This is a genomic window from Pseudomonas putida NBRC 14164, assembly GCF_000412675.1.
Taxonomy (GTDB): domain Bacteria; phylum Pseudomonadota; class Gammaproteobacteria; order Pseudomonadales; family Pseudomonadaceae; genus Aquipseudomonas; species Aquipseudomonas putida.
In genome coordinates, this window is sequence record NC_021505.1 from 5,507,356 (window position 1) to 5,530,117 (window position 22,762).

The window sequence follows — 22,762 nt, forward strand, 5'->3', positions numbered from 1 at the left end:
CTGTTTCCCATGAAACTCGCCCCCGCCCAACTCAACAAGCACCTGCAAGGCGCCCTGGCACCGGTCTACGTGGTCAGCGGCGACGACCCGCTGCTGTGCCAGGAAGCCGCTGACGCCATCCGCAACGCGGCACGTCAGCAAGGTTTCGACGAACGTCAGGTGTTCAGTGCCGACGCCAATTTCGACTGGGGCACCCTGCTCCAGGCTGGCGCCAGCCTGTCGCTGTTCGCCCAGCGCCGCCTGCTGGAACTGCGCCTGCCCTCGGGCAAGCCTGGTGACAAGGGCGCCGCCGCGTTGATGGAATACTGCGCCAGGCCCGCCGAAGACACCGTGCTGCTGGTCAGCCTGCCCAAGCTCGACGGCAGCGCGCAGAAGACCAAATGGGGCAAGGCGTTGATCGAAGGTGCGCACTGCCAGTTCATCCAGATCTGGCCGGTGGATGTGCACCAGCTGCCACAGTGGATCAACCAGCGGCTGCAGCAAGCCGGCCTGTCGGCGCAACGTGACGCTGTCGACCTGATCGCTGCGCGCGTGGAAGGCAACCTGCTGGCCGCCGCGCAGGAAATCGAAAAGCTCAAGCTGCTTGCCGACGGCAACCAGATCACCGTGGAAACCGTGCAGGCTGCAGTCGCCGACAGCGCCCGCTTCGATGTCTTCGGCCTGGTCGACGCCATTCTCAATGGCGAAGCGGCGCATGCCCTGCGCATGCTCGAAGGCTTGCGTGGTGAAGGCGTGGAGCCGCCCGTGATCCTCTGGGCCCTGGCCCGTGAACTGCGCCAACTGGCCGGGCTGGCCCAACTGTTCAGCCAAGGCGTGCCGCTGGACAAAGCCTTTAGCCAGGCCCGCCCGCCCATCTGGGACAAACGCCGACCGCTGGTCAGCAAAGCCCTGCAACGCTTGTCAGCGCGACGCTGGGGGCAGTTGTTGCAGGATGCCCAGCGTATCGATGCGCAGATCAAGGGCCAGGCCGAGGGTTCGCCCTGGACAGGGCTTGCGCGCTTGTCGCTGTTGATGGCGGGTCAGCGCCTTACCCTCCCCCCTGAGTAACCAGGGCCACTGTGGGAGCGGGCGCGCCCGCGAATCAGGCGACGCGGTGGATGGCACCGGCTTCGCCGGTGTTCGCGGGCACGCCCGCTCCCACAGGGATGCTATGCCCAGGATCCTGACCATAAACACAATTAATTGGCGGCCCGGTAGCCCAAGCCCTACAGTGCGCCCCGAAACCCACCCAAGCAGGGAACCCCGCCATGAGCAAAAAGCCGAAAAAGCACGGCCCCAACAAGGCCAAGTCCATCGTCGCCCAACCCCTGTTCCGCTGCCGCCAGGAACAACCGGACAAGGGCAAAGGCAGCTACCGCCGCGAAGCCTTCCAATCGAGAGATTGGGAGGCTTCCTACTTTTTGGCAGCATGAAAGCATCGCAAGCGCAGGCATGGTATGGTCGTCACCTGACCTGCAATTCTGGATCTGTGCATGCTCTTCCGTCTTCTCCCCCGTTGGGAAACCCGCCAGCTGATCGCGGCCTCCAGCTTCATCCTGCTCGTGGCCTGCGCGGAAAAACCCACCGCTGCCGACGCACTGCCGCTGGCCCCTGCCCAACCCGCTCCAGTGGTGACTGTGCCCGGCACAACGCCTGACGTCAGCACTGAAATCCAGCCTCTGCAAACCTTCGCCCAATGGCAGGCAGGCTTCCGCCAGCAAGCCCTGCAAGCCGGCATCTCGCCGAGCACGTTCGACAGCGCCTTCCTCGGCGTCACCCCCGACATGGACGTGATCAAGGCTGACCGCAGCCAGCCAGAGTTCACCCGCCCGGTATGGGAATACCTCGAAGGCGCCCTGTCGCCTCTGCGCGTGCGCAATGGCAAGAGGCTGCTGGAGCAGAACGCCGAGCTGCTGGCCCGCCTCGAGCAACGCTATGGCGTCGACCGCCAGGTGCTGGTCGCCGTGTGGGGCATGGAAAGCAACTTTGGCCAGTTCCAAGGCAACAAGTCAGTGATTCGCTCGCTGGCCACGCTGGCCTATGAAGGCCGTCGCCCGCAGTTCGCCCAGGACCAGCTGATCGCCGCGCTGCAAATTATCCAGCATGGCGACATCCAGCCTGAAGCCATGCGTGGTTCGTGGGCCGGCGCCATGGGCCAGACCCAGTTCATCCCGACCACCTACAACACCCATGCCGTGGACTTCGACGGTGATGGCCGCCGCGACATCTGGAACAGTACGCCGGATGCCCTGGCCTCCACGGCGCATTACCTGCAAAGCTCGGGCTGGAAGCGTGGTCAGCCATGGGGCTTCGAGGTACAAGTGCCGGCTGGCTTCGATTTCTGGCAAGCCGATGGTGCGCTGCGCAAACCGGTCAGCGAGTGGCTGGCGATGGGTGTGACACTGCCTGCAGGCACGCAGTTGCCCGCCAACAGCAACCAGCTGTCAGCCGCCCTGCTGCTGCCAGCGGGCGCACGTGGCCCGGCGTTTTTGGTGCTGGACAACTTCCGCGCAATCCTCAAGTACAACAACTCGTCGTCCTATGCCTTGGCGGTGAGCCTGCTGGGGGATCGCTTCAGTGGTTGGGGCTTCATTGCCGGCAGCTGGCCGAAAGAAGACCTGCCATTGAGCCGCAGCGAGCGCATGGAGCTGCAGAACTTGCTGAACAGCCGTGGGCACGAGGCCGGCAATGCCGATGGCATCATCGGCGCCAATACCCGCAAGGCCATTCGCACCGCCCAGCAGGGGCTGGGGTGGCCAGCAGATGGCTACCCGACCCACAAGCTGCTTGAGAGCCTGCGTCAACCGTGAGATTGCTGAGGGCGCTCCTACAGCCAACCGCGTAACTGCAATGTATCGCAATCCCCTGTAGGAGCGGCCTTGTGCCGCGATGGGCTGCAAAGCAGCCCCGACAATCTCAAGCCTTGAACAGATCCTGCTCCAACACCAGGCTCTGCCGATCACTGTCCAGCCTGACCCGAGCCCCCAACGGCAAGCACACATTCGGGTCGCAATGCCCACTGCGCCACCCCGCCAGCACCGGTACACCCAGCGGCGCAAACGTGTCTTCCAGCAACGGCGCCAACGCCGCCGTGGTAATCCCGGCAAAGTCCCCCACCAGCACGCCCTTCACCCCCTCCAGCTTGCCCGCCAGGCGTAACTGGGTCAGCAGCCGGTCCACCCGGTACAACGGCTCGTTGACGTCCTCGATGAACAGGATGCAGCCCTGAGTATCCAGCTCGGCAAGCGTCCCCATGGTCGCCCCCAGCATCGACAGGTTGCCGCCCAGCAGCGGCCCGCTGGCCACACCCGGCAACACCGTGGTCAAGGCATAGTCCGCCGGGTGCGCGATCAGCTCGCCGCCCCGCACAAGCCCAGCCAACTGTGCCAACAACGACGATTCGGTCGGCGGCAACTTGGCCCCCAGCAGATCGGCATTCAGCATCCCCCCGTGGAAGGTAACCAGCCCGCCGCAATGCCGGTAGATCGCAGTGTGCAGTGCGGTAATGTCGCTGTAGCCGATCAACGGTTTAGGGTTGCGGCGAATGAGCTCGAAGTCGAGCTGATCGAGCAAACGCATGCTGCCATAGCCCCCGCGCATGCACAGGATGGCGTCGATGGCCGGGTCGGCAAAGGCATCGTGCAGGTCCTGCAGGCGCTGCTGGTCCGGCCCTGCCAGGTAACCCTGCGCTTGCAGGGCACCCGGGTAGATACGGCAACGGTAGCCGCGGTCAGCAAACCACTGGCTGACCTTGTGCGTATCCAGACGCGCCGCGCCTGCCGGCGCGACAATGGCAAAGCAGGCGTTAGCCGGCAGCGCGGCTGGCAGGCTGGGTTGGACAGTTTCGGCGCAATTCATCGCGGCTCCTTGCAGCGGGTGTGGCACAAACAAAAATGCCGATGCCGCCTTTCGGCGTGCATCGGCATACGTAGCTCTGCTTTTGGCTCAGAGCTTGATCTTGGCTTCGTGAGCTTGCTGGTCAGCGTGATACGAAGAACGCACCAACGGGCCGGAGGCGACGTTCTTGAAGCCCATCTTGTAACCTTCCTCGGCGAACCAGGCGAAGGTGTCCGGGTGAACGAAACGTTGCACCGGCAGGTGGCTACGCGATGGCTGCAAGTACTGGCCGAGGGTGAGCATGTCGATTTCATGCTCACGCATACGGTGCATCACCTCGATCACTTCTTCGTCAGTCTCGCCCAGGCCGAGCATCAGGCCCGACTTGGTCGGTACGTGCGGCACCATCTGCTTGAACTTCTGCAGCAGGTCCAGCGACCAGTCGTAATCGGAACCCGGGCGCGCGGCCTTGTACAGGCGCGGCACGGTCTCGAGGTTGTGGTTGAACACATCTGGCGGCTCTTGCGCAGTGATCGCCAACGCAACGTCCATGCGGCCACGGTAGTCCGGCACCAGGGTTTCCAGCTGCACACCCGGCGACAGCGCGCGAATTTCGCGGATGCAGTCGGCAAAGTGCTGGGCGCCGCCATCACGCAGGTCGTCGCGGTCCACCGAGGTGATCACCACGTACTTCAGGCGCAGGTCGGCAATGGCGACCGCCAGGTTTTTTGGCTCGTCCAGGTCCAGCGGTTTCGGTCGGCCGTGGCCAACGTCACAGAACGGGCAACGACGGGTGCAGATGTCACCCATGATCATGAAGGTGGCGGTACCACCAGAGAAGCACTCACCCAGGTTCGGGCAGGAGGCCTCTTCGCACACGCTGTGCAGCTTGTGCTTGCGCAGCAGTTGCTTGATGCGGTCTACCTCGGGCGAAACCGGGATACGCACGCGGATCCAGTCAGGCTTTTTCGGCAGCTCATCGGTCGGGATGATCTTTACCGGGATGCGCGCGACTTTGTCGGCACCACGCAGTTTGACCCCGGCTTCCACCTTTTTCGGCGCTTGGCGCGGGGTGGCATCCAGGGTAGGTATCAGGTTCGGCACGGCTTCTTGCACAGTTGTCATATTCAGTCGATTCCGCCCGTGAGGGTCGTCTGCTCAGCGTAGTCGAGGTGCTTGACCAGCTGTCCGCGCAGCCTTGTCCTGACCTCGTCGAGTTCGATCGGACCTGCCAGATCGCGCAGCTGGGTCATGGCCAGCCCCGCATAGCCGCAGGGGTTGATTCGGCGGAATGGCGCAAGGTCCATGTCCACGTTCAGGGCAAGGCCGTGGAACGAACGGCCGTTGCGAATTCGCAGGCCGAGGGAGGCGATCTTCGCTCCGTCGACATAGACGCCCGGAGCATCGGGCTTGGCCGATGCCTGCACGTCGTAACTGGCGAGCAGGCCGATCAGGGCCTGTTCGATACGGCTGACCAACTCGCGTACGCCAAAGCCCAGCCGGCGCACGTCCAGCAGCAGGTAGGCCACCTGCTGACCGGGGCCATGGTAGGTCACCTGGCCACCGCGGTCGGTCTGCACCACCGGGATGTCGCCCGGCACCAGCAGGTGCTCGGCCTTGCCGGCCTGGCCCTGGGTGAAGACTGCGGGGTGCTCGACCAGCCAGATTTCATCCTGGCTGTCCGGGCTGCGCTGCTCGGTAAAGCGACGCATGGCCTCCAGCACCGGTTCGTAGGGCTGCAGGCCAAGCTCGCGAAAACCGAGACAGGCGGACATCAGAGCACCATTTTCACGATGCCGGTAGCGCGCAGGGCGCTATTGATGTCGTGCAACTGGTCTTCGCTGGTGGCAACGATGTGCAATTGCACGGTGGTGTACTTGCCTTCCTTGCTCTGGCGCTCAGCCAAGGTCTTCATGTCGACCTCAGCATATTTCTTCAAGATCTCGACGACCGTGTCCTTGAAATGGACAACGGTATCGCCGATCACCTTGATCGGGTAATCAGCGCAGGGGAATTCGATCTTGTGCGACTTGACGTCTGGTTCGCTCATGGCGGAAACGGCCTCGTAAGCCGTGGCAACAACAACACCCCCGCTAGATACGCGGGGGCATGCAGGTCACGTATCAGTTGAACAACCCGAAGAAGAATAGACGGATGCTATCCCACATACGGCGGAAGAAACCACCTTCCTCGACGCCATCGAGGGCGATCAGGTCGGCGCTGTGAACCACTTTCTCGTCCAGTTTGACTTCCACTTTGCCGATCACGTCACCTTTGGCGATTGGCGCGGTGAGCTGCGGGTTCATGGTCATCGAAGCCTGCAGGCGCTTCAATTGGCCTTTAGGCATAGTCATGGTCAGGTCGTCGGCCAGGCCAGCCTTGATCTGGCTGGTGGCGCCCTTCCAGACCGGGGCCTGGGTCAGCTCGGTGCCCTTCTGGTAGAAGGTCTGGGTTTCGAAGAAGCGGAAACCGTAGGTCAGCAGCTTCTGGGTCTCGGCAGCACGGGACTGCTCGCTGTTGGTGCCGAACACCACGGCGATCAGGCGCTGGCCATCACGAACGGCCGAAGCCACCATGCAGTAGCCGGCTTCGTCGGTGTGGCCGGTCTTCAGGCCATCGACGGTCTTGTCACGCCACAGCAGCAGGTTGCGGTTAGGCTGCTTGATGTTGTTCCAGAAGAACTCTTTCTGCGAGTAGATGGCGTAGTGGGCCGGGTCGACGGTGATGATCGCACGGGCCAGGGTTGCCATGTCATGCGCCGACGAGTAGTGCTCCGGGTTCGGCAGGCCAGTCGGGTTCATGAAGTGGCTGTTGCTCATGCCCAGGTCGGCAGCCGTCTTGTTCATCATGTCGGCAAAGGCATCTTCGCTGCCGGCGATGTGCTCGGCCAGGGCGACCGAGGCGTCGTTGCCGGACTGGATGATGATGCCGTGCAGCAGGTCGCTGACAGTCACTTGGCTGCCGACCTTGATGAACATGCGCGAACCGCCGGTACGCCAGGCGTTTTCGCTGACGGTAACCGGGTCGTTCTCACCGATCTGGCCGCGGCGGATGTCCAGGGTGGCGATGTAGGCGGTCATCAGCTTGGTCAGGCTGGCTGGCGGCAGACGCTCGTCACCGTTGTTCTCGACCAGCACGTTGCCGCTGGACGCGTCCATGAGTACGTAGGACTTGGCTGCCAGTTGCGGTGGCGCCGGCGTCATCTGCTCTGCCGCGAAGGCGGCAGGCGTGATCATCAGCAGTACAGGCAGGCAAAGTCGTTTGGCAAGGTTGGTGATGTTCATCCGTCTCTCGAAAATCGCTAATGGTCTGAGATGTTCCCTGGGCAAGATCGTGTGCCCAGCGCCAGTCAGTCTAGTTTTATGGCCGTTGGCCTGGCCCGCGCATGTGCGGCTTTATGTCGCTGCGGGCAAAAGCCGTCATTGTACATGGCCGCGCCCGGCAATTCATGACAAAACCGACAGTTTGGTGTTGCCCTCTTCGCGGGCACGCCCGCTCCCACAGGGTGTCGCATACCCCTGTGGGAGCGGGCGAGCCCGCGAAGAAGACGACGCGGTCAGTCTGCTGTGACCAGCTTGGCCTGCCCCAAGTTCGCCAGGCGGATGCTGTCTTGTGCTTGCTGGATCTCGCCCTGGCTGCCAATCGGCCCCAGGCGCACGCGGTGCAGGGTCTGCTGGTTACGCACGATCGAGCTGATGAACACCGGTGCGCTGACCATGGTGCTGAGCTTAGAGCGCAGCAGTTCGGCGGCGTCCGGGTTGGCGAAGGCGCCCACCTGCAGGAAGCTGCCGCCATTGCCGCCAGGTACGTTGTTGCCCCCGACCTGCACCGGCACTACCGGCGCTGCATGCTGTTGGGCCGGCGGGGTCCATTGCTCGACACGCCCTGTAGTGGCCGGGATCGCCTGGGTCTGGGCCACCTGCGGCTCTTTCAGCACCATCGGCGGCGTCTGGCCACGCTGGGCCCACCACTGCTGCGGGTCGATACCCTCGACACGCACATGCGCGGTACCGGTCTCGGCATAGCCGAGCTTTTTCGCCGCCGCGTAGGACAGGTCGATGATGCGGTCCGAATAGAACGGGCCACGGTCATTCACCCGCAGGATCACGCTCCGGCCGTTGGCAAGGTTGGTCACCCGCACGTAGGCCGGCAGCGGCAGGGTCTTGTGCGCCGCGCTCATGCCATACAGGTCGTACAGCTCGCCGTTGGCGGTGTTCTGGCCGTGGAACTTGGTGCCGTACCACGACGCGGTGCCCTCGGCGCGGTAATTGCGCGAGTCCTGCATCGGGTAATAAGTCTTGCCCAGCACCGTGTAGGGGTTGGCCTTGTAGTTGCCGGTGTGCACGGTCGGCGTGGCATCGGGGATCTTGTTCACATCCACGTCCCACCACGGCGCGCCGTCCTTGTGGGCCCGGTTGATGTCCAGCCCCGGCTGGGCACGCACGACGTTGCCACTGCTTTGCTGGGGCGGGCGGCTGGATGAACAGCTGGCCAGCACCACGCCAACGGCGAGGCAGGTCAACAGCTTGAAGGAATTGGCAGAAATGATTGCGCGCATTACTTGACGCCCCGTGCTTGAACCAGCTGTTGCGCAAGCTGATGCACCGCCATGGCATACATCACGCTGCGGTTATAGCGAGTGATCGCGTAGAAGTTCTTCAGGCCCACCCAGTACTCGGGGCCATTGTCGCCCTCAAGGCGGAAGGCAGTAACCGGCAGATCATCGCGCAGCGAATCATGAACCGACCAGCCAAGCGCGCGCAACTCCCCTACCGTCTTCACCGGCTCGATGCCGGTGGTCAGGCCTTGGTCGGCACGTGCACCGTCCACCCAGGCGCGGCTGACCACGCCCCCGCCCGCCACCCAGCCATGGCGCTTGAAGTAGCTGGCGACGCTGCCGATGGCATCGTCCGGGTTATTCCAGATATTGATGTGGCCATCGCCGTCGAAGTCCACCGCATAGTTGCGAAAACTGCTCGGCATGAACTGCGGCAGGCCCATGGCGCCGGCGTAGGAGCCTTTGAGCGTCAGCGGGTCGAGCTGTTCATCACGGGCCAGCAGCAGGAACTCGCGCAGTTCCTTGCGGAAAAACTCGGCCCGCGGCGGGTAGTCGAAGCCCAGCGTCGACAGGGCGTCGATCACCCGGTAGTTGCCAGTGTTGCGGCCAAAGAACGTTTCCACACCGATGATCGAAACAATGTACTGCGCCGGCACGCCGTATTCCTGCTCGGCACGGGCCAGCACGGCCTCGTGCTGGCGCCAGAAGTCCACACCACGGGCAATGCGCGCGTCGGTGAGGAACATCGGCCGGTAGTCCTTCCACGGCTTGACCTTTTCGGCCGGGCGCGAGATGGCGTCGAGGATCGACTGCTTGCGCTGCACTTCACGGAACACGCCCATCAACTGCTCAGGGGCAAAACCATAGTCGCGGCTCATTTCGCCAACAAACTCGGCCACCTGCGGTGAGCCTTGGTAATCGCCGGCATGGGCCAGATGTACAGCGCCGAACAGGCCCACCGCGCCGATCCACGGCGCACAACGGGCAGCCCAGTTACGCACTGCTTGCATGAAATTCTTCACCTTATTCAAACCTGTGCGATCCATTTGCGGTGCGTGTGGATCGACATCAGAACGCCAAACGCTGAAAGCAGCGTCACCAACGATGTTCCGCCATAGCTGATGAACGGTAGCGGCACGCCCACCACGGGCAGGAGGCCGCTGACCATCCCGATATTGACGAACACGTATACAAAGAAGGTCATGGTCAGGCTGCCCGCGAGCAGCTTGCCAAACAGGGTCTGCGCCTGGGCGGTGATCATCAGGCCACGGCCGATCAGCAGCAGGTAGACAATCAGCAGCAGGCAGATACCGACCAGGCCGAACTCCTCGCCCAGTACGGCGATGATGAAGTCGGTGTGGCTTTCCGGCAGAAAATCCAGGTGCGACTGGGTGCCGAGCAGCCAGCCCTTGCCGAACACCCCGCCCGAGCCGATCGCCGCCTTGGACTGGATGATGTTCCAGCCCGTGCCCAGCGGGTCGCTTTCCGGGTCGAGGAAGGTCAGTACCCGCTGCTTCTGATAGTCGTGCATGACGAAAAACCACATCGCCACCGCCACCGGCACCGCCGCCGTCAGCACACTGAGGATCCAGCGCCAGCGCAGGCCACCCATGAACAGCACGAAGGCGCCGGAGGCGAGAATCAGCAGCGCCGTACCCAGGTCGGGCTGGCGCACGATCAGGATGAACGGCACGCCGATCAGCACCAGGCTGATCGCCACGTGCTTCAAGTGGGGCGGCAAGGTGCGCTTGGACAGGTACCAGGCGATGGTCGCCGGCATGATGATCTTCATGAATTCCGAGGGCTGGAAGCGGATCACGCCGGGAATGTTGATCCAGCGCGTGGCGCCCATGGCGTTGTGGCCCATCACGTCCACCACCACCAGCAACAGCACCCCGGTCAGGTACGCCAGCGGCACCCAGCGTGCCATGAAGCGCGGCTCCAGTTGGGCGATGACGAACATCGACACCAGGCCGATGCCGAACGAGGTGGCCTGCTTGAGCAGCAGGTCCCAGTTCTTGCCACTGGCCGAATAAAGGACGAACAGGCTGCCGGCCGCAAGGGTGAGCAGAATGATCAGCAAGGGGCCGTCGACATGGATGCGCTGCAGAAAGCTGGCGCGCCGACGCATCACATCCTCACTGGAGAGCATGCGATCGAAATTGTTCATCACAGGGCCGATTCCTGGGTAACGGTGGCAGGCGCGAACTCGGGCTTGAGCCGGCCATTTTCGTCGAGCAGCCAGGCGTCCATGATCTGGCGTACCACGGGCGCAGCCACGCCCGAGCCGGACTCACCGTTCTCGACCATCACCGATACCACGATTTTCGGGGCTTCGGCCGGGGCAAAGGCGACGAACAAGGCGTGGTCGCGGTGGCGCTCCTGAAGCTTGTTGCGGTCGTACTTCTCGCCTTGCTTGATCGCCACCACCTGGGCGGTACCGCTCTTGCCGGCAATGCGGTACTGGGCGCCGGCGGCAGCCTTGCGCGCAGTACCGCGGGCGCCGTGCATTACCTGCTCCATGCCATGGGTGACCTTGGCCCAGTCGGACTTGTCACGCAGCACGATGTTTTCCATGGGGTTTTCGTCCACAGGCTGCTGGCCTTCGATGGTCTTGGCCAGGTGCGGGCGGTTCCACACGCCCTTGTTGGCGATCAGCGCAGTGGCTTGGGCCAGCTGCAGCGGCGTGGCCTGCATGTAGCCCTGGCCAATACCGAGAATCAGGGTTTCACCAGGGAACCAGGCCTGGCGGCGGGTGGCACGCTTCCATTCGCGCGAAGGCATCAAGCCGGCAGACTCCTCGAACATGTCGAGGGAAACCCGCTGACCGATGCCGAACCTGTTCATGTAGCTGGACAGCCGATCGATGCCCATCTTGTGCGCAAGGTCGTAGAAGTAGGTGTCGTTGGAACGCATGATCGCGGTGTCCAGGTCGACCCAGCCATCGCCGGAGCGGTTCCAGTTACGGTATTTGTGGTCATAGTTGGGCAGTTGGTAATAACCCGGGTCGAACACCCGGCTGCTGGCATTGACCACGCCACTGTCCAGGCCGGCGATGGCCACCGCCGGCTTGATGGTCGAACCGGGCGGGTACAGGCCACGCAGTACGCGGTTGAACAGCGGCCGGTCGATCGAGTCGCGCAGTTCGGCATAGGCCTTGAAGCTGATGCCGGTGACGAACAGGTTGGGGTCGAAGCTTGGCTGGCTGACCATCGCCAGCACCTCGCCAGTACGTGGGTCGAGTGCTACCACTGCGCCCCGCCGGCCACCCAGGGCGGCCTCGGCGGCTTCCTGCAGCTTGATGTCCAGGCTCAGCACAATGTCCTTGCCCGGTTTCGGGTCCGTGCGCTTGAGCACCCGCAGCACGCGGCCCCGAGCGTTGGTCTCGACTTCCTCGTAGCCGACCTGGCCGTGCAGGTCGTCTTCGTAGAAGCGCTCGATGCCGGTCTTGCCGATATGGTGGGTGCCGCTGTAGTTCACCGGGTCGAGGGTTTTCAGCTCTTTCTCGTTGATGCGCCCCACATAACCCACCGAGTGGGCGAAATGCGCACCCTGCGGGTAATGCCGCACCAGCTGGGCCACCACTTCCACGCCTGGCAGGCGGAACTGGTTCACCGCCACCCGGGCGATCTGCTCTTCGTTGAGTTCGAACAGGATCGGCACCGGCTCGAACGGCCGACGGCCCTGGCGCATGCGCTTCTCGAACAGGGCCCGGTCGTCGGTCGTCAAATCCAGCACTTCGACGATGGTATCCAACACTTCCTGCCAGTTACCCGCACGTTCGCGGGTCATCGACAGGCTGAAGCTGGGCCGGTTGTCGGCAACGATCACCCCGTTGCGGTCGAAGATCAGCCCGCGGGTCGGCGGGATCGGCTGCACATGCACCCGGTTGTTCTCCGACAGCGTCGAGTGGTAGTCGTACTGGATGATCTGCAGGTAGTACAGCCGCGCAATCAGCACGCAAATAAGCAGCACGATCGCCACCGCGCCGACCACGACGCGGTTGCGCACCAGGCGGGCGTCTTTCTCGTGGTCCTTGAGGCGGATCGGCTGCGACATCTGACTGCTTACAGGCTCATTTGTGGTAAGGGTGCCCGGACAACACGGTCCAGGCGCGGTAGATCTGCTCGCCGATGAGTATCCTTACCAACGGGTGCGGCAAGGTCAGCGGCGACAGCGACCAGCGTTGCTCGGCGCGTGCGCAAACCTCAGGCGCCAGGCCTTCCGGGCCGCCGACCATCAAATTCACCGTGCGCGCATCCAGGCGCCAGCGGTCCAGCTCGGTCGCCAGCTGCTCGGTGCTCCAGGGCTTGCCATGGACCTCGAGGGTGACAATGCGTTCCCCTGGCTGAACCTTGCTTAGCATGGCTTCGCCCTCCTGACGGATCAGGCGGGCGACATCGGCATTCTTGCCACGGGTATTCAGCGGGATTTCCACCAGCTCCAGCGACAGCTCGGCGGGCAGGCGCTTGGCATATTCATGCCAGCCTTCCTCGACCCACTTCGGCATGCGCGAGCCGACCGCGATCAGGCGCAGACGCACGACGCTTCCTTATTCCCGGTCTTTGATCTTGTCATCGAAGTAGGCGCTGGCGTTTTCCGGGCTGTGATGCTTGGCATCAGCAGCACGGCTCTGCTCGGCACCCGCCCACAGACGCTCCAGGTCGTAGAACTGACGGGCAGCGGCAGTCATCATGTGCACGATGACGTCATTCAGGTCCAGCAGCACCCAGTCGCTGTCGCCCTTGCCTTCTTCGCCCAGCGGCTGCGCGCCTTGTTTCTTGACCGCTTCACGGACCTTTTCCAGCATCGCGTTGATCTGGCGGTTGGAGGTACCGGTGGCAATGATCATGTAGTCGGTCAGGCTGTGCTTTTCGCGCACGTCGATAACCTGGATGTCCTGGGCTTTGACGTCTTCCAGAGCGCTAATGGTCAGTTTGACCAGTTCTTCGCCACTGATGCCATTGGTTTTCTGCTTGCTCATATAAAACTCGTTCAACTCGTTGGATGAGGCGCCAGAGGCACCGTCAGTTAGGCGCACGATACAGTTCGTGCGCCTCGATGTAGGCCAGTACGGCGTCCGGCACCAGGAACCTCACCGATTTGCCGCTGGCCAGCAGCTGTCGGATCTGTGTAGCCGACACCGCAAGCGGCGTCTGCCAGACGAACGAAATATTTCCCGCCGGGCCGGACATGGCGGCGGGATCGCTCTTCGAGCGCGCAGCCAGCAGGTTGCGCAGCTCGTCAGGGGGTTCTACGTCGGCATCCGGGCGTTGCAGCACCAGGATGTGACAATGTTGCAGCAATTCTTCCCAGCGGTGCCAACCAGGCAGGCCACAGAAGGCATCCCAGCCCAGCACCAGGAACAGCTGGTCGTTGCCGGCCAGTTCGGCGCGGATCGATTCCAGCGTATCAATGGTGTACGACGGCTTGTCCCGTTCCAGCTCGCGGGCATCGACGCTCAGGCAATCAACGCCTTGCACCGCTTCGCGAACCATGGCCAGGCGATCCTGCGCGGCCACCTGCGGGGTGTCGCGGTGCGGCGGCCGGGCATTGGGCAACAGGCGCAGCTCGTCCAGCCCCATGAGCTCGGCCACTTCCAGCGCGCTGCGCAGGTGGCCGATGTGCACGGGGTCGAAGGTGCCGCCTAGAATGCCGATGCGCCGGACTGCCTGGGCCTTGCTCAACTCAGCAGGACTCCTGACCGCGCAGCTGGCCGTCGCCGATCACTACGTACTTCTCGCAGGTCAGGCCTTCCAGGCCGACCGGGCCACGGGCATGCAGCTTGTCGGTGGAAATACCGATTTCCGCACCCAGCCCGTACTCGAAACCGTCGGCGAAGCAGGTCGGGGTGTTGAGCATGACCGACGCCGAGTCGACCTCAGCCATGAACTGGCGGGCTTCACCCTGGTGTTCGCTGATGATCGAGTCGGTGTGGTGCGAGCCATAGTGGTTGATGTGCTCGATGGCCTGGTCCAGGCCATCGACGACACGGATCGACAGGATCGCGTCCAGATACTCGGTGTGCCAGTCGTCTTCAGTGGCCGGCCTGGCCTCGATCAGCGCGCGGGTACGCTCGCAGCCACGCAGCTCCACGCCCTTCTCCTGGAAGCGGCGGGCCATTTCCGGCAGGAAGCGCTCGGCCACTTGCTGGTCGACCAGCAGGGTTTCCATGGCGCCGCAGATGCCATAACGGTAGGTCTTGGCGTTGAAGGCCACGTTCCAGGCCTTGTCCAGGTCGGCATGCTGGCTGACATAGATGTGGCAGATGCCGTCCAGGTGCTTGATGACCGGAACGCGGGCATCGCGGCTGATGCGCTCGATCAGCCCACGGCCGCCACGCGGCACAATGACGTCGACAAACTGCGGCATGCTGATCAGCGCACCCACGGCTTCGCGGTCGGTGGTCTCGACCACCTGCACCACGGCGGCCGGCAGGCCCGCAGCGGCCAGGCCACGCTGGATGCAGGTGGCGATGGCGCGGTTGGAATGGATGGCTTCGGAGCCGCCACGCAGGATGGTTGCGTTACCCGACTTCAGGCACAGGCTGGCGGCATCGATGGTCACGTTCGGGCGCGACTCGTAGATGATCCCGATCACCCCCAGCGGTGCGCGCATCTTGCCGACCTGAATACCGGATGGGCGGTAGCTCATGTCGCGGATTGCACCGACCGGGTCCGGCAGGCTGGCGACCTGACGCAGGCCGGTGATCATGCCGTCGATGCGCGCGGGGGTCAGCGCCAGGCGGTCGAGCAGCGCCGGCTCAAGGCCATTGGCGCGGCCGGCGGCCAGGTCCAGCTCGTTGGCGGCAGTCAGTTCGGCACGGGCAGCATCCAGCGCATCGGCAGCGGCTTGCAGGGCGCGGTTCTTCTGCGCGGTGCTGGCACGGCCGATCACCCGGGAAGCCTCACGGGCAGCGCGACCCAAACGGGTCATGTAGTCAAGAACGGACTCAGTCATGGGTTCGGTGTCTTGGCGAAGGGGAAATCGGCTGATTATAACTGCCGCGCAGGTGTACGCCCAGCGGCGGGTGGCGGATGGTAGAAAATGGCTGGGGCAATGCGCAGGAAAGATGTAACCGCACTTATCGAAAATTCCTTTCCCTGTTCCGACCCTTTCGCGGGTGAACCCGCTCCCACGCTGATTCCACGAGGCCTGAGCCCTATGCAATACCAGTGGGAGCGGGTTCACCCGCGAAGAAGCCGGCACTGCCAACTTCCATATCCGATTCAGCCTCGATTAAGCCATTCATTGCTATCATCCCCGCCTCCCCAGCCACGAACTGCCCGCATGCCAGCCCTGCCCGACAGCTTTTTCAACCGTGATGCCCAGACCGTGGCCAAGGCACTGCTGGGCAAGGTAATCCGCCATCGCCACGGCGACCTGTGGCTGGCTGCGCGCATCATTGAGACCGAGGCCTACTACCTCACTGACAAGGGCAGCCACGCCTCGCTCGGCTACACCGAAAAGCGCAAGGCATTGTTCCTCGATGGCGGGCACATCTACATGTACTACGCCCGCGGCGGCGACTCGCTGAACTTCAGCGCCCAAGGCCCGGGTAACGCGGTGCTGATCAAGTCTGCCTACCCTTGGCAGGACGCCCGCTCGGGCCCCGACAGCCTGGCGCAGATGCAACTGAACAACCCCGACGCCAGCGGCAAGCTGCGCCCGGATGCGCGCCTGTGCGCCGGCCAGACCCTGCTCTGCCGGGCGCTGGGCCTGAAAGTGCCCCACTGGGACGCCCAGCGCTTTGACGCCGAGCGGCTGTACGTGGACGATTGCGGCAATGCCGTACCGAGGGTGATCCAGACCGCCAGGCTGGGCATCCCGCACGGGCGCGACGAGCACCTGCCCTACCGCTTCGTCGACGCCGAGTACGCCCGGTTCTGCACGCGGAACCCGTTACGTCGCGGCCAAGTCGAAGGCCGTGACTTCTTCATTCTCGAACAAGGAAGCTGAACATGGGCCAATGGCTCGACAGCCTGACCGGCTGGCTCAGCGCCAACCCGCAGTGGCTTGGCCTGGCGATTTTCCTGGTGGCCTGCATCGAATGCCTGGCCATTGCCGGCATCATCGTGCCTGGCACCGTGCTGCTGTTCGCCGTCGCGGTACTGGCCGGCAGTGGCGCCTTCAGCCTGGGCGAAACATTACTACTGGGTTTTCTCGGCGGTTTGCTGGGCGACGCGGTGTCGTACACGTTGGGCAAGTACTTCCACCAGAACATTCGCCGCCTGCCATTGCTGCGCCATCACCCTGAGTGGATCGGCAGCGCCGAAACCTACTTCCAGCGCTACGGCATCGCCAGCCTGCTGGTCGGGCGCTTCATCGGGCCGCTGCGGCCCATGCTGCCAATGGTCGCCGGCATGTTCGACATGCCCCTGCCGCGCTTCATCGCCGTCAGCCTGGTGGCCGGCGCCGGCTGGTCGGTGGCCTACCTGCTGCCAGGCTGGGCCACCGGCGCGGCCATGCGCCTGCCGCTGCCGGAAGGCTTCTGGCTGGATGCTGGCATCATAGCCGGCGCCCTGGCAGTCATCATCGGCCTTAGCCTGACCACCAGCATTCGCGACCAGCGCCATGGAACACGACTGATCGCCGGCATGAGCTTCGCTGCCCTGGCCGGGGTATTCCTTGGCTGGCCTTACCTGCACGAGTTCGACCAAGGCGTGATGACATTGGTACAGGAACATCGCAGCCAGGCCATCGATGGCGCCGTGGTACTGGTGACCCGGCTGGGCGATTTCCGCACGCAACTGTTTCTTGGCGGCCTGCTGACCGGCCTGCTGCTGCTTGCCCGGCAATGGCGGCACGCCTTTTTTGCCGCTGGCGCGCTGATGGGCACGGCAATCGCCAACGGTACGCTGAAATGGCTGTTCGCCCGCGCAAGGCCGGAAGTGCTGACCGACCCACTGACCAGCTACAGCATGCCCAGCGGGCACAGCTCGGCGTCGTTTGCGTTCTTTCTGGTGATGGCGGTGCTGGCAGGGCGCGGCCAGCCGCCACGGATGCGCCTGACCTGGGTGATGCTGGGTTGTATTCCGGCGCTGGCGATTGCCCTGTCACGGGTGTACCTGGGGGCGCACTGGCCGACCGATATCCTGGCTGGGGCGCTGCTGGCGTGCTGCGTGTGTGCGCTTAGCCTGGCAGTGGTGCAGCGCCAGCAAACACTGCCGGCCCTGCCGCTGCGGGTGTGGTGGCTGGTGTTGCCGGCATGTATCGCGCTGCTGGCGTTCTTTGCCATGCATGCGCTGCCGCAGGCTTTGCTCAGATACCAATATTGATATCGCCTGTGCTGGCCCCTTCGCGGGTAAACCCGCTCCCACAGGGGTTTCACCAGCCCCGAGACCTGCGCAGTACCTGTGGGAGCGGGTTTACCCGCGAACGGGCCGGCACAGACAACACACCAGTGTCAGGCAAACAGCTCACCCTGAATCCGCTCCAGCAATTTCTGAATCTCCCCCAATCGCTGCTGCGGCGAGTCAAGGGTCAGCAGGTCCAGCTTGTCTTCTTCCATGAACGGCAGCAGGTACGCCAGCTGATTGGCCAGCGCCTGGCGCCCGTCCACCGGGCGCGGCATGTCCAGCGCCTCGACCATCGGGTGCTCGCCCAGCGCCACCAGCAGCGCCAGCAGGTCGTCATCGGCCTCGAGCAACGGGCTGTCCGCCTGCTCCGGTAGCCATTGCACCTGCCCCACCAGCAACTGGTCCTTCTGCACTTCGGTGCTTTCCAGGTTGAAGCGCCGTACGCCCTCGACGCGAATCCCCAGCAAACCGTTGTCCTGCTGCACGAAGTCGCGGATCACTGCTTCGCAGCCGATCGACGCGACCATCGGTGGCGCCTTGCCAACCTGCTCGCCCTCCAGGATGCAGACCACCCCAAAGCCTTCGCCCTGCTTCATGCAGCGCCCGATCATGTCCAGGTAGCGCGCCTCGAAAATCTGCAAATCGAGAAAGCAACCCGGGAACAGCACGGTATTGAGCGGAAACAGCGGTAGTGTCATCACAACTCCTCAAGCCACCAGGCTGACCGCCAACGGCAGGAACACTGCCGTGGCTACCCCCATCAAGCTCATCGCCAGCGCGGCAAAAGCGCCGCATTCGTCACCTTCCTGCAGCGCGACCGAAGTACCCACCGCATGCGCGGTCACACCCAACGACATGCCGCGCGCCTCAGGGCTGTGCACGCCGAAGCGGCTCAGCAGCGCCGGGCCGAAGATCGCGCCGATCACCCCGGTGATCAGTACGAACACTGCCGCCAGCGCCGCCACACCGCCAATCTGCTCTGCCACCAGCATGGCGATTGGCGAGGTCACCGACTTGGGTGCCATGGTCATCAGGATCATGTGCTCGGCACCGAACCACCAGCCTAGCAACAGGCAGCAGAGCGTGGCGAACAGCCCCCCGATTACCAGCGTAGTAAATGTGGGCCAGAACAGCTGCCGGATACGCCGCAGGTTGAGATAGAGCGGCACGGCCAGCGCCACGGTGGCGGGGCCCAGCAGGATGTTCATGATTTCGGTGCTCTTGCGGTACTCGCTGTATTCGATGCCGCACAGCAGCAACACGCCGATTACCAGCAACATCGAAACCAATACCGGCTGCAGGAAGATCCAGCGGGTTTTCTCGTAGGCCGCCAGCACCACCTGATAGGCACCGAGCGTGATACCGATACCGAACAAAGGATGGTGCACCACGGCATTCAGCGCGCCTTGCCAATCGAGCATCATGGCTGCTCCTCGCGCTTGCCCTGGCGATGCATGAGCTTTTGCATCAGCACACCAACAAACACCAGCGTCACCAGGCAGGAAATCAGCAGGGCGCCGGCAATCGCCCAGAAGTCAGCGGCAATGTCCTTGGCGTATACCATCACCCCCACTGCCGGCGGCACCAGCAACAGCGGCAGGTAGCGCAGCAGGCTGCTGGCCGCCTCGTTCAGCGGCTTGCCCACCTCACCACGGGCCATAAGGAAGAACAACAGCAACACCAGGCCAATGATCGGCCCCGGCAGAAACGGCACCAACAGGTGGTTGATCGCCGTCCCCAGCAGCTGGAACAGCACCAGCCAGGTCAAACCACGCAACAGCATAAGCATCTCCCTCGGGCATGGCCGCCATTATAAGCACGGGCAGCTATAGACCGATATTCGCCGAAAAGCAGACAACTTGACTGAAACGGTTCGCCGTGCTGATCTTGCACTTTCGTACCAACTGACAACCTGGAGAGTCCGCGATGCCCTATGTACCGGTTACAGAGCTTTCGCAATATGTTGGTAAGGAACTGGGCCGCTCGGCCTGGCTGAAAATCGACCAGCAGCGCATCAACCTGTTCGCCGAGGCGACGGGCGATTTCCAGTTCATCCATGTCGACCCTGAAAAGGCGGCCAAAACCCCGTTTGGCGGCACCATTGCCCACGGCTTCCTGACATTGTCACTGATCCCCAAGCTGATCGAGGACATTCTGGTCCTGCCAGAAGGGCTGAAGATGGTGGTGAACTATGGGCTGGACAGCGTACGGTTCATTCAGCCGGTCAAGGTCAACAGCCAGGTTCGGCTTAAAGTGGACCTGGCCGAAGTGGCGGAGAAAAAGCCGGGGCAGTGGTTGCTCAAGGCGATTGCCACGCTGGAAATCGAGGGTGAAGAGAAGCCTGCTTATATAGCTGAGTCGCTCTCGCTCTGTTTCGTCTGATTTATCCCCGGGGGCGCTATGCGCCCCGTTCGCAGCACAAGGCTGCTACAGGGGTATGCGATCTCCTGTAGGAGCAGCCTTGTGCTGCGAACGGGCTGCACAGCAGCCCCCGATCCACAAATCTTCCGCACTCGCGTAGACTGCCAGCCTCCGCGCAGCCTAGGGCTGCCCCTGTCGATTTACCAAAGGTGCCCGCCATGCCCTGGCTGCAAGTACGCCTGGCCATCAGCCCGGAACAAGCCGAAACCTACGAAGATGCCCTGCTTGAAGTAGGCGCCGTCTCGGTCACGTTCATGGACGCCGAAGATCAACCGATCTTCGAACCAGACCTCAACACCACCCCGCTGTGGTCGCACACCCACCTGCTGGCACTGTTCGAAGCCGATGCCGAGCCCGAGCAGGTGTTTGCCCACCTGCGCCTGCTGACCGGCGCCGAGCTGCCACAGCACCAGGCCGAAGTGATCGAGGACCAGGACTGGGAGCGCAGCTGGATGGACAACTTCCAGCCCATGCGTTTCGGCCGCCGCCTGTGGATCGTGCCAAGCTGGCACGAGGCCCCGGAAAAAGGCGCCGTCAACCTGTTGCTGGACCCGGGCCTGGCCTTCGGCACCGGCACCCACCCCACCACGGCCCTGTGCCTGGAATGGCTCGACGGCCAGCAACTCGAAGGCACCCAGGTGCTGGACTTCGGCTGCGGCTCGGGCATCCTGGCCATCGCCTCGCTGCTGCTGGGCGCCCGTGAAGCAGTCGGTACCGACATCGACGTGCAGGCCATCGAGGCTTCGCGCGACAATGCCCAGCGCAACGGCATCGCCGATGAAAAGCTGGCCCTGTACCTGCCCGAGCACATGCCGGCCATGCAGGCAGACGTGCTGGTCGCCAACATCCTCGCTGGCCCGCTGGTGTCGCTGGCGCCGCAGTTGTCCGGCCTGGTCCGCCCTGGTGGCCTGCTGGCACTGTCCGGCATCCTGGCCGAACAGGGCGAGGAGGTGGCCGCGGCCTACGCCGCCGACTTCGAGCTGGACCCGATCGTCGTCCGCGACGGCTGGGTGCGCATCAGTGGTCGCCGCCGCTAAGCGGGCCTAGAATATCTTTCTGCACAGCTCCCGGATTGCCGCATGACCGACAGTTTCGTCACCCAGTGCCCGCATTGCCAGACCAGCTTTCGCGTCACCCACCACCAGTTGAGCGTGGCCCGCGGCGTGGTTCGCTGCGGCCATTGCCTGCAGGTGTTCAATGCCGCCAAGCAACTGCTGGAACAGAACCGCGCCAGCGCACCTGAGGTGCCGGTACCGGCGCCTGTGCCAGCGGCACCTGCCGAGCCAGTGGTCGAGCCGCCGGTAACCCCCGAGCCTGTCACCCGCGAGCGCAGCATCACGCCTGACGAGGACTGGGCCCTGACCGCCCAGGCGCTGGACGCACTCGACCTCGACCAGGAACTGGCACGCCTGGAGCGGCGCGGCCAGCCGGCCCCGGCACGCCCCGCCAACCTGGATGGCGGGCTGCAAGCGCGGCGTGACGAACTGCACCCGGACGAGCATGCGGACGACCTGTTCGGCAACGCCACCGATGAGCCCTTCGAGCCGCAAACGCCGGCAGAGCCCGCACCTGTGTTGCTGGAGCCGCAGCCGCTGGAGCTGGACCTGGAGCCCGTACCCGGCGAGCGCACCGAGCCGACCCTGGGCCGTAACCTTGACCTGGACATCGATGACGAGCCGCCCGTACACCGCGCAGCTGAAATCGACGACCAGCCCGCCTTCAGCGAACCGCTGCGCACCCGTGATGACGAAATCCCGGAAAAAGGCCTGAGCGCCCGCGACGATGAACCGCTGGCGCTGCACCTGTCGGCGCGCGACGACGACCCTGTCGAGCCGCTGCCAGGTGACCGCCTGGAGCCAGGCCTTGCCAGCAAGCCCGAGCGCCAGGCGCGCAAAGAGCCGCTGGTCGATGTAGTCGACGACCCGCTGCAACTGGGCTGGGAAAAACCAGCGCCCAACTGGGGCAAGCGCCTGCTGTGGGGCTTCCTGACCCTGCTGGCCGCTGGCCTGCTGGCGTTCCAGTATGTGTGGTTCCACTTCGACGAAATGGCCCGCCAGGACCAGTACCGGCCGATCTTCCAGCAAATTTGCCCGATCGTCGGGTGCCAGGTGCCGACCCGCGTCGATATCGCAAGAATCAAGAGCAGCAACCTGGTGGTGCGCAGCCACCCGGACTTCAAGGGCGCACTGATCGTCGATGCGATCATCTACAACCGTGCACCGTTCGCCCAACCGTTCCCGCTGCTGGAACTGCGTTTTGCCGACCTCAATGGCCAGCTGATCGCCAGCCGGCGCTTCAAGCCCAGCGAGTACCTGTCCGGCGAGTTGGCCGGGCGTGGCGACATGCCAAGCCAGACGCCGATCCATATCGCCCTGGACATCCTCGACCCGGGGCCAAAGGCCGTGAACTACAGCCTCAGCTTCCGCTCGCCGGAATAGTCAGCACAACCCTGTGGGAGCGGGCATGCCCGCGAACCCGAGCCAAGCCCGTGCCATGCACCGCGGCGTCTGCTTCGCGGGCGCGCCCGCTCCCACAGGGGTCCGTGCGATACCCGGGTCTTGGCTCATACCAAAAGTCATAAGCCGACAACTGTTCAGATTTTATCCAAATCCATCTTTATCCGGTCACCGAGAGCGGGTATCATGCCCACCCTTTTTCGAACTCCAAG

24 protein-coding genes are annotated in these 22,762 nt (G+C 63.7%); 8 read left to right on the top strand and 16 right to left on the bottom strand.

From position 1 onward, the window contains the following. The first annotated feature begins 9 nt into the window (after positions 1 to 9). From holA to PP4_RS24525, 3 genes are all read left to right on the top strand, one after another. On the top strand, positions 10 to 1,047 hold the full coding sequence (gene holA / locus PP4_RS24515) for a DNA polymerase III subunit delta (RefSeq protein ID WP_016501799.1): 1,038 nt from the start codon (positions 10 to 12) through the stop codon (positions 1,045 to 1,047). A gap of 200 nt (positions 1,048 to 1,247) precedes the next feature. After that, the gene (gene arfA / locus PP4_RS24520) at positions 1,248 to 1,412 is read left to right on the top strand and encodes an alternative ribosome rescue factor ArfA (RefSeq protein ID WP_016501800.1); all 165 of its coding nucleotides are present in this window, start codon (positions 1,248 to 1,250) and stop codon (positions 1,410 to 1,412) included. Between the two features lie 60 nt (positions 1,413 to 1,472). Beyond that, entirely contained in the window at positions 1,473 to 2,789 is a 1,317-nt protein-coding gene (locus tag PP4_RS24525; RefSeq protein WP_016501801.1) for a lytic murein transglycosylase, read from the top strand. A gap of 106 nt (positions 2,790 to 2,895) precedes the next feature. Here PP4_RS24525 and PP4_RS24530 read toward each other — a convergent pair whose 3' ends face one another. The 13 genes from PP4_RS24530 to PP4_RS24590 form a co-directional block, all read right to left on the bottom strand. Then, positions 2,896 to 3,837, bottom strand: coding sequence for a S66 peptidase family protein (locus PP4_RS24530; RefSeq protein WP_016501802.1), 942 nt, complete (start codon positions 3,835 to 3,837; stop codon positions 2,896 to 2,898). An 87-nt stretch (positions 3,838 to 3,924) separates the two neighbouring features. Beyond that, positions 3,925 to 4,941: a lipoyl synthase gene (lipA, locus tag PP4_RS24535; protein WP_016501803.1), complete on the bottom strand. Its 1,017-nt coding sequence runs from the start codon at positions 4,939 to 4,941 to the stop codon at positions 3,925 to 3,927. A 2-nt stretch (positions 4,942 to 4,943) separates the two neighbouring features. Further along, positions 4,944 to 5,591 (bottom strand): lipoyl(octanoyl) transferase LipB, encoded by a 648-nt coding sequence (gene lipB / locus PP4_RS24540; RefSeq protein ID WP_012274372.1) that lies wholly within the window; start codon positions 5,589 to 5,591, stop codon positions 4,944 to 4,946. Beyond that, positions 5,591 to 5,866, bottom strand: a complete 276-nt coding sequence (locus PP4_RS24545; RefSeq protein ID WP_016501804.1) for a DUF493 domain-containing protein — start codon at positions 5,864 to 5,866, stop codon at positions 5,591 to 5,593. The genes lipB and PP4_RS24545 overlap by 1 nt, the downstream gene beginning before the upstream one ends. A gap of 73 nt (positions 5,867 to 5,939) precedes the next feature. Beyond that, a complete protein-coding gene (locus tag PP4_RS24550; protein WP_016489361.1) occupies positions 5,940 to 7,100 on the bottom strand; it encodes a D-alanyl-D-alanine carboxypeptidase family protein in 1,161 nt (386 codons plus the stop codon). Positions 7,101 to 7,372: 272 nt separating this feature from the next. Further along, a complete protein-coding gene (locus PP4_RS24555; RefSeq protein ID WP_016501805.1) occupies positions 7,373 to 8,374 on the bottom strand; it encodes a septal ring lytic transglycosylase RlpA family protein in 1,002 nt (333 codons plus the stop codon). Then, on the bottom strand, positions 8,374 to 9,384 hold the full coding sequence (gene mltB, locus PP4_RS24560) for a lytic murein transglycosylase B (protein WP_016501806.1): 1,011 nt from the start codon (positions 9,382 to 9,384) through the stop codon (positions 8,374 to 8,376). The genes PP4_RS24555 and mltB overlap by 1 nt, the downstream gene beginning before the upstream one ends. 17 nt (positions 9,385 to 9,401) lie before the next feature. Next, a complete protein-coding gene (gene rodA, locus PP4_RS24565; RefSeq protein WP_049275595.1) occupies positions 9,402 to 10,505 on the bottom strand; it encodes a rod shape-determining protein RodA in 1,104 nt (367 codons plus the stop codon). A 38-nt stretch (positions 10,506 to 10,543) separates the two neighbouring features. Further along, positions 10,544 to 12,433 (bottom strand): penicillin-binding protein 2, encoded by a 1,890-nt coding sequence (gene mrdA / locus PP4_RS24570; RefSeq protein WP_016501807.1) that lies wholly within the window; start codon positions 12,431 to 12,433, stop codon positions 10,544 to 10,546. A 16-nt stretch (positions 12,434 to 12,449) separates the two neighbouring features. Beyond that, a complete protein-coding gene (gene rlmH, locus PP4_RS24575) occupies positions 12,450 to 12,917 on the bottom strand; it encodes a 23S rRNA (pseudouridine(1915)-N(3))-methyltransferase RlmH (RefSeq protein ID WP_003249722.1) in 468 nt (155 codons plus the stop codon). Positions 12,918 to 12,926: 9 nt separating this feature from the next. Further along, positions 12,927 to 13,358 (bottom strand): ribosome silencing factor, encoded by a 432-nt coding sequence (gene rsfS / locus PP4_RS24580; RefSeq protein WP_016489366.1) that lies wholly within the window; start codon positions 13,356 to 13,358, stop codon positions 12,927 to 12,929. A gap of 43 nt (positions 13,359 to 13,401) precedes the next feature. After that, entirely contained in the window at positions 13,402 to 14,061 is a 660-nt protein-coding gene (gene nadD / locus PP4_RS24585; protein ID WP_016501808.1) for a nicotinate-nucleotide adenylyltransferase, read from the bottom strand. 1 nt (position 14,062) lies between these two features. Then, positions 14,063 to 15,334: a glutamate-5-semialdehyde dehydrogenase gene (locus tag PP4_RS24590; RefSeq protein ID WP_016501809.1), complete on the bottom strand. Its 1,272-nt coding sequence runs from the start codon at positions 15,332 to 15,334 to the stop codon at positions 14,063 to 14,065. Positions 15,335 to 15,664: 330 nt separating this feature from the next. Between PP4_RS24590 and PP4_RS24595 the strand changes: the two genes are divergently transcribed. Further along, positions 15,665 to 16,333: a DNA-3-methyladenine glycosylase gene (locus tag PP4_RS24595; RefSeq protein WP_016501810.1), complete on the top strand. Its 669-nt coding sequence runs from the start codon at positions 15,665 to 15,667 to the stop codon at positions 16,331 to 16,333. A gap of 2 nt (positions 16,334 to 16,335) precedes the next feature. After that, positions 16,336 to 17,652, top strand: a complete 1,317-nt coding sequence (locus tag PP4_RS24600; protein WP_016501811.1) for a bifunctional DedA family/phosphatase PAP2 family protein — start codon at positions 16,336 to 16,338, stop codon at positions 17,650 to 17,652. A 128-nt stretch (positions 17,653 to 17,780) separates the two neighbouring features. Here the strand turns inward: PP4_RS24600 and PP4_RS24605 are convergent, their stop codons facing one another. From PP4_RS24605 to PP4_RS24615, 3 genes are read right to left on the bottom strand one after another with little or no spacing between them, the layout of a single operon-like run. Further along, entirely contained in the window at positions 17,781 to 18,371 is a 591-nt protein-coding gene (locus tag PP4_RS24605; RefSeq protein ID WP_016501812.1) for an LON peptidase substrate-binding domain-containing protein, read from the bottom strand. A gap of 9 nt (positions 18,372 to 18,380) precedes the next feature. Continuing rightward, positions 18,381 to 19,097, bottom strand: a complete 717-nt coding sequence (locus tag PP4_RS24610) for an LrgB family protein (RefSeq protein ID WP_016501813.1) — start codon at positions 19,095 to 19,097, stop codon at positions 18,381 to 18,383. Next, on the bottom strand, positions 19,094 to 19,456 hold the full coding sequence (locus tag PP4_RS24615) for a CidA/LrgA family protein (protein WP_016501814.1): 363 nt from the start codon (positions 19,454 to 19,456) through the stop codon (positions 19,094 to 19,096). Before PP4_RS24615 ends, PP4_RS24610 begins: the two co-directional genes overlap by 4 nt. 143 nt (positions 19,457 to 19,599) lie before the next feature. Here PP4_RS24615 and PP4_RS24620 point away from each other — a divergent pair, with 143 nt between their 5' ends. From PP4_RS24620 to PP4_RS24630, 3 genes are all read left to right on the top strand, one after another. Beyond that, positions 19,600 to 20,055 (top strand): MaoC family dehydratase, encoded by a 456-nt coding sequence (locus tag PP4_RS24620; protein WP_016501815.1) that lies wholly within the window; start codon positions 19,600 to 19,602, stop codon positions 20,053 to 20,055. Positions 20,056 to 20,252: 197 nt separating this feature from the next. Next, positions 20,253 to 21,131, top strand: coding sequence for a 50S ribosomal protein L11 methyltransferase (gene prmA / locus PP4_RS24625; RefSeq protein WP_016501816.1), 879 nt, complete (start codon positions 20,253 to 20,255; stop codon positions 21,129 to 21,131). A gap of 42 nt (positions 21,132 to 21,173) precedes the next feature. Then, positions 21,174 to 22,532, top strand: coding sequence for a DUF3426 domain-containing protein (locus tag PP4_RS24630; RefSeq protein ID WP_016501817.1), 1,359 nt, complete (start codon positions 21,174 to 21,176; stop codon positions 22,530 to 22,532). Positions 22,533 to 22,762: the final 230 nt, after the last annotated feature.